This is a genomic window from Paenibacillus sp. FSL R7-0210 (genome assembly GCF_038009085.1).
Classification (GTDB): domain Bacteria; phylum Bacillota; class Bacilli; order Paenibacillales; family Paenibacillaceae; genus Paenibacillus_AQ; species Paenibacillus_AQ silagei.
This window is the reverse complement of sequence record NZ_JBBPAR010000001.1, coordinates 213,350-225,035: the sequence shown is the minus strand read 5'-3', so window position 1 is coordinate 225,035 and position 11,686 is coordinate 213,350. Positions and strand designations below refer to the sequence as shown.

11 protein-coding genes are annotated in these 11,686 nt (G+C 51.0%); 3 read left to right on the top strand and 8 right to left on the bottom strand.

The window, feature by feature from the left end; all coding sequences use genetic code 11:
- Positions 1–38 precede the first annotated feature (38 nt).
- The 7 genes from MKY64_RS01045 to MKY64_RS01015 are packed head-to-tail and all read right to left on the bottom strand — an operon-like array spanning position 39 to position 8,677.
- A complete protein-coding gene (locus tag MKY64_RS01045; protein WP_340950504.1) occupies positions 39–1,778 on the bottom strand; it encodes a family 10 glycosylhydrolase in 1,740 nt (579 codons plus the stop codon).
- 50 nt (positions 1,779–1,828) lie between these two features.
- Entirely contained in the window at positions 1,829–3,475 is a 1,647-nt protein-coding gene (locus MKY64_RS01040; RefSeq protein WP_340950502.1) for an extracellular solute-binding protein, read from the bottom strand.
- A 34-nt stretch (positions 3,476–3,509) separates the two neighbouring features.
- A complete protein-coding gene (locus tag MKY64_RS01035; protein ID WP_340950500.1) occupies positions 3,510–4,400 on the bottom strand; it encodes a carbohydrate ABC transporter permease in 891 nt (296 codons plus the stop codon).
- A 43-nt stretch (positions 4,401–4,443) separates the two neighbouring features.
- The gene (locus MKY64_RS01030) at positions 4,444–5,370 is read right to left on the bottom strand and encodes an ABC transporter permease (RefSeq protein ID WP_209876049.1); all 927 of its coding nucleotides are present in this window, start codon (positions 5,368–5,370) and stop codon (positions 4,444–4,446) included.
- Between the two features lie 24 nt (positions 5,371–5,394).
- Positions 5,395–6,693, bottom strand: a complete 1,299-nt coding sequence (locus MKY64_RS01025; protein WP_340950498.1) for a 6-phospho-beta-glucosidase — start codon at positions 6,691–6,693, stop codon at positions 5,395–5,397.
- Positions 6,678–7,667: an N-acetylglucosamine kinase gene (locus MKY64_RS01020; protein WP_036723512.1), complete on the bottom strand. Its 990-nt coding sequence runs from the start codon at positions 7,665–7,667 to the stop codon at positions 6,678–6,680. The genes MKY64_RS01025 and MKY64_RS01020 overlap by 16 nt, the downstream gene beginning before the upstream one ends.
- Before the next feature lie 20 nt (positions 7,668–7,687).
- Positions 7,688–8,677: a LacI family DNA-binding transcriptional regulator gene (locus MKY64_RS01015; protein ID WP_036723514.1), complete on the bottom strand. Its 990-nt coding sequence runs from the start codon at positions 8,675–8,677 to the stop codon at positions 7,688–7,690.
- Between the two features lie 385 nt (positions 8,678–9,062).
- Here MKY64_RS01015 and MKY64_RS01010 point away from each other — a divergent pair, with 385 nt between their 5' ends.
- Together MKY64_RS01010 and MKY64_RS01005 are read left to right on the top strand one after the other, a co-directional pair.
- A complete protein-coding gene (locus MKY64_RS01010; protein WP_339250786.1) occupies positions 9,063–9,323 on the top strand; it encodes a hypothetical protein in 261 nt (86 codons plus the stop codon).
- Positions 9,320–9,709, top strand: a complete 390-nt coding sequence (locus tag MKY64_RS01005; protein WP_340950494.1) for a hypothetical protein — start codon at positions 9,320–9,322, stop codon at positions 9,707–9,709. Before MKY64_RS01010 ends, MKY64_RS01005 begins: the two co-directional genes overlap by 4 nt.
- 122 nt (positions 9,710–9,831) lie before the next feature.
- Here the strand turns inward: MKY64_RS01005 and MKY64_RS01000 are convergent, their stop codons facing one another.
- Positions 9,832–10,056 (bottom strand): helix-turn-helix domain-containing protein, encoded by a 225-nt coding sequence (locus MKY64_RS01000; RefSeq protein WP_019908812.1) that lies wholly within the window; start codon positions 10,054–10,056, stop codon positions 9,832–9,834.
- 476 nt (positions 10,057–10,532) lie between these two features.
- Here MKY64_RS01000 and MKY64_RS00995 point away from each other — a divergent pair, with 476 nt between their 5' ends.
- Entirely contained in the window at positions 10,533–11,510 is a 978-nt protein-coding gene (locus MKY64_RS00995) for a LacI family DNA-binding transcriptional regulator (RefSeq protein ID WP_340950492.1), read from the top strand.
- Positions 11,511–11,686 lie beyond the last annotated feature (176 nt).

Here is an 11,686-nt window from a genome sequence, read left to right as displayed (position 1 = left end):
TAATCTATAGCTCATATTGGTTCTCCCGGCTCTCAGGTTTAATCCGTAACCTTCACATTTCCAAACACAGCCTTGTTCCGCGAGTCATTCCCGGGATTGCTGAGGGCAATCCCGATATACACCTTACTTTTCATAGGGATCTGAATGGTTCCGACCGTCTGCCAGCTGCTCCCATTTGCCGAAATCGACCCTTTGAACGTATTGCCGGTTCTCGTCAGCTTCAGCCATTTCGGAGCTGAGGCAGTTGCCGTATGATCGGCCATACTTCCCGCAGTTTCTGAACGATACTGGAAGGTGGCCCCATTCGATGGGGTAAGCATCATATCCGCGTGCTTGGAATTATGGCTCAGGGACTCCCGGATCATAATGCCAGCCTTGGCCCAGCCGTCCAGCCAGCTGGTGGACTGCACCTTAACCACAATCTCCGCATTGCCGCTCACGGGCTGATAGATATAATTCAGCTGATCTCCATTGCCCCAAATATCCGTAGAGCTGCTGCTGAGTGTAAATTGCTTATTGGAAGAATTGTAGGTGGCGTTCCCCGGCATGGAACCGATATTCCGCGCCTTCCATACTGCAGGCAGCTGGGCCGGATAATCTTGCTCTACCGGAGCCGTCCAGCCCGGCGTCGGCCAGGTCTCACGTTCATGGATGTTCGCCAGTTCGTCTTCCGGCCAGGCCCCATAGGCAAAGAACGACAGGCGCTTCACATCCGGATAATTCTCGCGGATGCCCTTGTAGACCTCCTGATATTGATCATCGGTCCAGTCATTATCCAGGGTAGCTACGATGTCCACATCACTGCCGCTGATCGCGTCACTGGTATCCTTCAGGATACCGTAGGAGGTGCTGTATACCCAATCACTGTTGAATTCCCAGTCATCGAAGTACGCCATCGGTGCGACAAAGTCGATCTCATCCTTGAACTTGGCTACATTCTGTCCAACCTCGGTAAATTCCGGCGGCAGAATATATACACCGAGCTGCACATCCGGATTCGCGGATTCGGAAATATCCTCACGGATATCGCCTACATACTGTCCGATTTGTTCAGTTCTCCATTCATTCCACTGCTGGCGCTGCGGCGAATCCGTATCGAAGTCAATGCTGAGCGGCGAATACCCGAACTCCGCCTGATACTTCGCAACCGTGTAATCACTGACATCCATGTTGTAATTGTCGAAGCGAATCCAGTCCAGCACAACGCCGTCCACATCATAATTCTCGATCACTTCCTGAATAATAGAACGCTCATACTGCTGCACTTCATGGTGAATCGGATTGACGAAATATTCGTTACCGTTAGAGCCTGTAAACGGAGTCTGAACCCCGTTCACCAGCGACTGCATCTGCCATTCATCATGAGCGAGGAAGGCCTGCTGGTCATGGAACTGGGGAATCCAGGCATGAACCTTGATTCCTGCGGCATGAGCTGCCGTAATGACAGCCTGCAAAGCATCGAAATTCTGGTAGCCCTGGGCAATAGGAGCGATATCACTCTGATAAAATACACTGCCGGACGGAACCTCATCATCTTCATCCTGCTTCACATTCATGCTGATGACATCGACCCCGTAGCTTGTGGACAGCGCGATGAAATTCTGCACATCCGCCAAGTTCTTGAACTGGTTAACAGTCCGTACAATCACTTCCGTCTCAAAGGGGGGATTGCTCTGCTCCTCGGCCTGTGCCGGAAGGGGAAGGGAACCCCCCGCTACCGAAGAAACCAACACAATGCCTAACACTGCCATGAACCTCGATCTCAATGCAAATGCCATAATATCGCCTCCACATCATAGTTTTATTTGGCCAGTTGCCCGTACGGCAGTTATTTCGTCAGGTTCATTTTCTTCACATTTTCCTGCCATTTTTCAGTTCTGAACTCAAGCAGCTTATCCAGCCCGGCTTTTTCGGTGTTCTTTCTGGCAGTATCCAGTGCTGCCAGCACCTCTTCATCCGATTTCGCCTGAACCATCTGGGCGTAAGCAAGAGTGTAAATATCTGCGATATTCTGTGCGATAATGCCGGTCTCCGTATCCGGAAGCGGGTCGGTATTTACGAATTGTGTAATGTCCAGCGCGGTTTTCCAGGTCACGGTGGACTGGGCCACGGTCTCCCAGGATTTCTGGTTCGCGGAGAGCAGCGCCTCGAGGCTCATTTTGGCCGTATCAATGAAGGTCGTATTCCCGGCCCAGTTGAAGTCCTCGAATTTCCGCATCGTATCCGTACGCTCGTTAGCAGGCGTTGTCTTGTATTTCTCATTCGGGATCGGTGCTCCGTCAGCATCCTCTTCATCCCAGTACAAGCCCTTAGGGCCGAAGAACAGCACCTTCTGTCCCTCCGGACCCGTAATCCAGTCAAAATAAGCGAAGATAGCCTCCGGGTCCTTGGCTTGTTTGGTAATGACGCTGACGTTCCAGCCCAGCGTCTCAAAGCCGCTTACAAATACTTTGGTCTTGTCTACTCCTGCTTTGTGGACAGGCCAGATAATTTCATAACCGCTGTCCGGATTGCTTGCTGTCAATGCCCGGTGTCCCTCGGCTCCATACGTAGTGATATTGGATTCGACCATGACTGCTACCCGGCCGGTATTGACCTTTTCCTTGACCGCATCCTGGGTTTGCTGCAGCGCATCCTGCGTAATCAGCCGTTCACGGTACAGCTTATTGATGTACAGCACCATCTCCTCGTAAGCGGGATCATCCAGGATCGATGACAGCTTGTCGCCATCCGGATATCCCATGAGTGTAACGAACTTGCTGGTGGAGTTCTCCTTGAAGCCGCCATACATTATCTCCAGACCTGCCCCCTTCTCCCCAACCTCCAGAGGGACTACATCCGGATACTTGTCTTGCACCAGGAGCAAATATTGATACAAGTCATCAAAGGTCTCCAGCGCCGGCCGGCCGAGCGCGTTATAGATATCCTTATTCACCATCCATCCGCCGTTGCCGAATTGCCCGGAGGTATACCAGTTCGGGATTTGATAGATTTTCCCGTCGTCGGAACGGAGCAGATTCAGGGTCGATTCCTTCACATATTTCTTGAAGTTCGGATATTTCTCATAGTAATCATCCAGTGCAACGAGCTGCCCCGCCTGCACCAGCCTCTCCACTGAGGACCCCCGGTCCGTAAAAATGACATCCGGCAAATCGCCGCCGACGATCATCGTGTTCAGCTTTTCTCCGGCCGCTCCTCCGGATTGGATCGGTTCAACCGTAACCTTGCGGTTCTCCTGAATCCACTTCGTCGCCTCATTCTCCCCCCATGGTGATGTCGTGAGCCAGTCGTAGTTGCCATAGAAGCTGAAGGTGACAGGCTTGATCCCGCTGCCGTCATCTGTAGCGGCCCCGGTATTCAAATTGTTCCCGCTTGTGTTCTGTGAAGTGTCAGAATTCCCCCCTCCGCTACAGGCAGCGAGCAGCAGCACCAGCGAAGTCAGCAACAGAGCTACCCATGTCAGGCGTTTGCGCATTCTTTTTCCTTCTTTCTACGTAAGATGGGGACTGCTATTCTTTCAATGAACCGACCATCACGCCCTTCACAAAGTACTTCTGGAGAAAAGGGTAGGTCAGGATAATCGGAATAGTAGCGATCATCATCGTAGCCATAGTCAGTGACTTCGTGGTAATCGTCCGATTCCGGTTCATATGATCCAGCGCGATCGCATTCGAGGAGCCAATCTGGGTCATGATGTTGGAGTTCATCACCTGCCGCAGCAGCGTCTGTATAGGCAGCAGGCGATCCTCGGTAATGTAGATCGCTCCCGTAAACCAGTCATTCCAGTAACCGACTGCAGTGAATAAGGCTATCGTGGCCAGCACCGGGCCGGAGACGGGAATCACGATCCGGAAGAAAATGCCGTAGTTGCTGCTGCCGTCGATTTTGGCGGATTCCTCCAGTCCCTCCGGCAAAGCGCTGAAGAAGGTGCGGATGACAATCATGTTCCAGACGCTGATGATGCCGGGGATAATCAGCACCCAAAAGGTATCCAGCATCCCCAAAGAACGGATGAGTAAATAACTGGGGATAAGCCCTCCGCTGAAGAACATCGTAATCATGAAGAACACCATGTATTGTTTGCGGAAAAGCAAGGTCTTCTTGGACATGCCGTAGGCTAACAGGGCCGTAAAGAAGACGGATAATACCGTGCCGCAGAGCGTTCTGAGAATGGTGATCAGAAACGAATTCAGCAGGCGGTCATCCTGAAACACAATATAATAATTTTCCAGGGTAAAGGCTCTCGGCCACAAGGTTACACCGCCGAGCGCCGTATCGCTCCCCAGATTAAAGGAAATGACGAGCGCGTTCCAAAACGGGTACAGCATGAGTAGCGCCAGCAATGCCAAAAGGATATAAATACTCCGCTGCATCATTTTGTCGCCCAGGCTTAGTCTCATTGTTCGGCCCTCCTAAAAGGTTTATGGAGCATTGTTGTGGTATCTACCAGAGACTTACATCTGCCCGGCGGGCGATTTTGTTGGCTGTCACCAGCAGAAGGACACTGATTACCGCTTTGAACAGCCCTACCGCTGTCGCATAAGAGAATCTGGCATTTAATATCCCGACGCGGTACACATAGGTGTCGATCACATCGGAGTAGGGCCTGAGGATTGGATTGGTTGCAAGCAGCAGAATATCCTCGAAGCCCGCGCTGAGCAGACCGCCGATGGCAAGAATCATAAAGATGACGATAATGGGGGTAATGCTGGGGAGTGTAATCAGGTGAATTTGCTTAAAGCGGCTTGCTCCGTCTATAGATGCAGCCTCGTACAGGGTCGGATCAATGCCGGCAATCGCCGCCAGATAGACAATACTTCCGAATCCGACCTCCTTCCAGACATTTACACTTACCAGAATAGACCAGAAGTATTTCGGTACTGCAAGGAAGTTAACCGGCTCCTGGACCAGATTGAACCGTTCCAGCAGATAGTTCACCGTTCCGTTATCAACGGACAACAGCGAAAATACGAAACCGGATACAATAACCCAGGACAGGAAATAAGGTAGGTAGCTGACGGTCTGGATCACGCGTTTGAAGCCCATATGCCCGACTTCATTCAGCATCAGGGCAAGCAGTATCGGGGCAGGAAAAGAGATAATCAATTTTAACAGGCTAATCACAAGGGTGTTGCGCATCACATTCCAGAACTCCGGCGCCTCGAAGAACATTCTGAATTGCATCCATCCCACCCAGGGGCTATTCATCATACCGCCGAAAATATCGTATTGCTGGAACGCCATAACCACGCCATACATCGGAATGTAACTGAAAATGAATACAAAGATAATTCCCGGCCAAACCATAGACTGCAAATCCAATTGACTGTTAAACTTCTTCCACCTGCTCGGTTTCCCGGCCGTATTCATCCGCTTGACCTCCTCTGGACGATTCTATTGAAATAACGGCAAAAACGGTTTGTTCTTCTCCAGCATTTCATCCAGCAGCTGTTCCGCTACGGTAACCGAAGGCATGAGCGGATGATGAACCATCGCCTGCAAGGCCACATCCCGGTCTCCGTGTACAGCCGCCTCAATGGTAAGGCTCTCGTATTGCTTGACAGCAGCCAGCAGACCTCTGACGGACTGGGGAACCCTGCGCAGCGGAATCGGCAGCGGACCCTGCTTGGTGACTATACAATTCACCTCAATCGAGGCATCGTCCGGCAGGAAATCAATGATTCCGTTATTCCTTACATTCAGCGTCTGGATATCGCGCGAATCATTATGAATGGAACGCATCAGCAGTACTGCCGCCTCCGAGTAATAGGCTCCGCCCCGCTGTTCCAGCTGCCCCGGCTTCTCCTTCAGCTCAACGTTCCGGTACAGCTCAAACAGCTCCTCCTCCACCTTCTTCACGACCTCAGCGCGTGATCCGGCCGTTGCTGCGGCTTCCTTCTGTTCCGCCAGCATCGCATCCGTCATATAGTAATAGCTCAAGTAATAGGAAGGGATAGCTTTCAGACTGTTCAGAAACCGGTAGTCCCAGGAATCAAACGGCACATTGCTTGCCTTATAGCTCTCGGGGTAATCAATAAGCTCCTGCAGCTTGCTCTTCCCGTCAATCACAACATCGGATACCCAGTGCAGATGGTTGATGCCGACAAACTCCGCATAGATCTTCTCTATGGGAAGTCCGAAGAACCCGGAGAGCCACTTTTGAAACCCGATTGGCGAGTTGCATAGACCTACGCTTCTAACCGATGAATATTTGTGAACTGCTTCAGTCACCATCCCGGCCGGATTCGTAAAATTCAGCAGCCAGGCATCCGGTGCCAGCTCCTCGATATCCCTGCAAATATCCAGAATGACCGGGATGGTCCGCAGGCCCTTCATCATTCCTCCGGGACCCGTCGTCTCCTGACCGATGACACCGTATCGAAGCGGAATCAATTCGTCCCACTTGCGTGCTTCCAGCATACCTACCCGGATTTGCGTGCAGACGAAGTCCGCTCCGGCAATGGCCTCCCGGCGATCAAGCGTCTCTGCAACGGTAATCGGCAGTCCGGATTCAGCAATCATGCGCTTGCTCAGTTCCGTAATCGTATGTAACTTCTCTCTTCCTTCTTCAATATCCACCAGCCATATTTCGCGGACAGGAAGCTCCTGGTGGTGCAGGATGATCCCTTCAATTAATTCAGGCGTATACGACGACCCCGCTCCGATAACAACCAGCTTCAATGTTTCCCCCATGATAATTGCTCCTCCTTACCCTGTGATAGATGATCAAGAACCTCCTGATTCACATGCAACCCGCCGCTTTCCATTGCCAGAACGACCGACCCTACAACCGGCTCCCGGGTTAAAATCCTTAATGTGCCGTACGGAGCCGCCTGCTTCACTCTTCGCTCAATGGCCCGGCGGATGATACCCGGGCGGTCTCCCTTGGTCAGCAGGCTGCCTGCAAGCACGATGTCGAAGGACTCCTCCTCCATGGCCAACCGGCGGACAGCCGAGGCAGCCGCCAGACCCAGCTCATCCCCTTGCTTGACCAGCAGCCCGGTAGCCACCGGGTCCCCTTCCTCTGCCGCCTGAAACAGCAGCTCCGCAATTTGGGGAGGCAGGTCTCTGAAATGATCGAGGTAATCCTCTCTTAGCTGCGGGACATTGGAATAGCCCAGCAACTGAGTTAAGCGTTCGCTTAGGACCGTCTTCTGTTCTCTTCCGTCATCCGCCCTGAGGACGCTGCGGAAGACCTCCATACTTAAGTCATAGCCGCCGCCGAAATCCCCGAACCGGTAGCCGAATCCGCCGCATTGATAGGTAGCACCCGCCGGATTCTTGCCGCTGCAGTTCACGCCCGATCCGCAAATCAGCACGATCCCGTAATTCTTCTCTGTACCTGAACGCAACGCATTCCAGGTATCACAGGAAATCTCCGTCCGGGGAAGGCCGAGGCGGCCGATGATAGGCCGTAAAATCCTAAAATCAGCCTCTCTGTCCGCTCCCGCCAATCCGAACCAGGAATAATCCAGTTGCTCCCTGGTCAGCCCGGATGCTGTAATGGCTTCCGCTACAGCCTGCTGCAAGCTATTCTCCGCCTGCTCACGGTTCAGTTGATGATTCCCGTTCCCGCCCTTGCCTGCACCGAGAAGCTTCCCCTGTTCATCTGCAATCATTGCGTAGGTCTTACTGCCCCCTGCATCCACTCCCAAAAAATACTTCACAGATCATTCACTCCTAAATTTCAAGTTAATCGAACAGAAGCGGTAGATTCACGGATGAGAAGCTGAGGAGCAAGCTTCGTTACAGCAGGGGGCATCACCTCCCCATTGATCAGCTTCAGCAGTAAGTCAACGCCGATATTGCCCATCTGCGCCTCTGGCTGTCTGACCGTTGTGAGCCGCGGGTAGAATTCACCGACGAACTGCTGATCATCAAAGCCGACCACGGAGATATCCTGAGGCACCAGAATCCCCTCCTCACGCAGGGCTTGAACAACACCGAGGGCAATAAAGTCGTCTCCCGAAAAAATGGCTGTCGGCAGCTTATCCTCGCGGACCCATCTCTTCGCCACCTCATAACCGCTGCTTACCGTAAAGCCGCAATATTCCGTGCCAAAGGGCGTTAGTCCCGCTTCATCCAGCGCCTGGACATAACCCCGTTTGCGCTCCGTTACACTCAGGAACTCCGAAGGGCCGCCGATATAGGCGATCTGGGTGTGTCCAAGACTAATCAGGTGTCTTGTTGCTTCATACCCGCCCTGATAGTTATCGACAACGACACTCGGAACATCCTCATGCTCGAACTGGTTATCCAGCAGGACAACCGGGATGTTCTTTCGCTTCAGCTCCTCCACATATTCCTTCTCCTCCAGCGGAGACAGCAGGATAATCCCGTCCACGCGGTCCTTCTGGAACAGGAAGTTCACCCCATCATCATCGTTCTCGGCTATGGACAGGGCCAGAAAGTACCCCTGCTCTGCCAGCTTCCGGTTCACCACGCGGATCACACGGTCATAGAAAGAGTCATTAAAGTTGGTAATCGACATCCCGATGACTCCGGTCTTGCCGCGCACAAGGCTCCGTGCTGCTGAATTGGGCTGATAATTCAATTCCTCTATCGCTCTCAGCACTTTCTGGCGGTTGCCTTCACGTACAGAGGGGGAATTGTTAAGTACTCTGGATACGGTCACTACAGAGAGCCCCGACTTCTTGGCTACATCATGAATGTTCATCTAAGTATCTATGCCTCCACACTTAAAAGTTTAAACGATTTAACTTTCAAAGAAATAAAAAAGATTTACTCAGCACGCCATAACTTACAGCCTGACTGAAAAATCGAACATTGGACGTCAGCTTTGCATTTATTAAAAGTATCAAAACCATCCCTAAAGTTTAAAGGTTTATACTTTACACTGATTTTACAACCAATTCCCCCAGCCGTCAATCCATAAAATGCAGCCGGACTTGACTTAATATTTCGGGAGGTTGGATCGCCGGGACTAGTAAGAGCAAAAAAAATCTCATCCCGAAGGATAAGAGAAAGCTTAATGATGCGCAAGCTGAAGCAGAGCCGCTATGATATACTAAACATATGATAAACCAAGTGAGGTGAAGCCAATGAAGTGGGGAGAGATTACAGAATTGCACCCAAGCCGCTTTGTACTGGTGGAAGCAATTAAAGCAAGCTCAAGTAACCGCATGCGTCATTTAGAAGATATGGCAGTCATACAAGATTACGATAACCCGCAAGAAGCGTGGAGCGGCTATAAAAAGCTGCATAAACTTCATCCAAACCGTGAACTGTATGTATTCCATACAAGCAGAAATGATGTTGAGGTTGTGGAAGAGTTTTTCTCAGGAGTAAGGCAACCGATATGAAGTTACACCTCCTCCATGGCCTGCCTATTATTTCTTTGACACTAACTCACCAAGGTAAATCCATTTCTCTTAGGAATCTTTTATTTGATACTGGCTGTGCTGCAACCGTCTTTGATTCCGATATACTTGCTGTAATAGGTATCGATATTGATTTTATTAACGGAAGAGCCAAGCGAATGTATGGAGTAGGAGGAACGAGCGAAATTTGTTATAAGCAGCAGATTCCCGACTTTTGCATTGAAGGTATCGATTTGAGTGATTTTCCCATACAGCTTGGTTCGATTCAAGAGCCTTACGGCTTTGATGGAATTATTGGCATTGATTTTATGATGAGCGCCAAATGCAAGGTGAATTTTGAAACCATGACCATCGAACTTGATAAATAAACCAAGCGATGCCCCATCAGAGGTCAGCAAGCGCTTGGTTTATTTTTGCCCGCAACAAAAAACCTCCCCTCATCCCGAAGGATAAGAGAAGGCTTAAACGCATCACCTCTGAAGCATGGCAGCTATATTTTCAGCTCCCCAAGCTTGATCAGCTCGACAACCGCTTGCGAACGGCCTTTTACGTTTAATTTTTGCATTACGTTTGAGATGTGGTTGCGGACGGTTTTTTCGCTGATGAATAACAGTCCGGCAATATCCCGTGTAGTTTTGTCCTGCACAAGAAGCTCGAATACTTCGCGTTCACGATGCGTCAGCAAAAATTTGCTATGATGTTCGTTGCCCTTCAATGGTGTCACCCCTCCTTGCCCTGGGTTTGTTTGGTATAACAAGGTAAAGGGATACAGTCAAAACATACTATGTGGAGGGGCAGTTAATGGTGCTGTCGCAGCATTAAATTGGGCGGGGGCAGGCGCGGAGCATGGACAAACCCGGTACTTCTGACCGGAATGCACACAAAAAACGGCTGCTGCTCCTTAGTCATTAAGGCGGCATCCGTCGGGCAATGTCTATAGAAACCACGCTGCTAAAGGGTTGCTCAGGAAAAAAAATTGCTGAACATCCTTCCTGCCCGCAGCGTGAAACGGCTAACGTTACCGGTCCGTCACGCCCTTGCGGTCACGCCGGTTTCTCCGGTAAGGCTTGTTGCACCCCAAGTGTAAAGTATGAAATGGATTCCATAGCAAGCTTTTTATCGGCCGAAAAGCTGTTCATTTCTATGTTAGAATAATGACATACCAGTCTCACACAGGAGGCGCAGACGAACGTGGCTAATATTAAAGAAATCGCCCGGATGGCCGGAGTGTCTGTAACGACCGTCTCACGGGTGCTCAATAATCATCCGTATGTCAGCAAGGACAAAAGAGCCGCTGTATTGCAAACGATTGAGCAGCTCGACTATACCCGCAATATGAACGCCGTTCATCTGATTACCGGACGTACCGGTGCGGTGGCGGTGATTCTGCCGTATATTCATGCTTTTTATTTCTCGATTATTATGAATGGACTTGCACACGAGGCGCTGCTCTCGCAATACCGGCTGATTCTGTGCCAGAGCAATTACCTGGAGGAAGAAGAAATCAAAGTGCTGGAGATGCTGCGCCATAAAGAGATTGACGGTGTTGTTATTGTATCTACTGCGCTGAAACCGGACATCATCGAGGAGTACACGGCCTACGGTCCGGTCGTCACCTGCCAGGACAGCGGAGAGCGGCGCTATTCCTCTGTCTATATTGAGCATTATGCGGCTTTCAAGGAAGGGCTGGAGTACTTGACCAGCAAAGGTTACCGCTCCATCGGGTATTGTGAAGGAAGGAGTAACGGCAGCAGCGCCGTGATCCGGCAGGCTGCTTACCGCGAATTCATTGCTGAGCATAAGCTGGCTTTTGAAGAGGAATGGATGATCTATGACTGTACAACGGAGGAAGACGGCGCAGCCGCTGCACAGTCCCTGCTGAAGATGCCACAGCGGCCGGAAGCCATAATTATTACTGGAGACCATGTCGCCGCCGGGCTGATTATTGAAGCGCGCAGAGCCGGCCTCAGCATCCCTGGGGACCTCGCAGTTATGGGCTTCGATAACCAGCCGATCGGACGGCTGCTTCAGATTACCACCATGGACAACCACCTGTATGAGATGGGGGCCGCCGCCTTCCGCATTATCCATGAGCAGATTCACTCGGAGCGCCCCGAGCCGGTCTACCGCAAGCTGGACTACCGGATTATTGAGCGGGCTACGGTGTAGAATCCGATCAGCCGGAAATTTATATATACGAACTGCGTCTTCCGCCTGCCGGGAGGCGTATTTTTGCATTTTATTTGTGCGGATCAGTATGAATATGATAATTATCACATTTTTATTGACAGCCAATAGGGGGAGATTTATGATAAGTCCATTATTGATAACGATTATCATTTTCA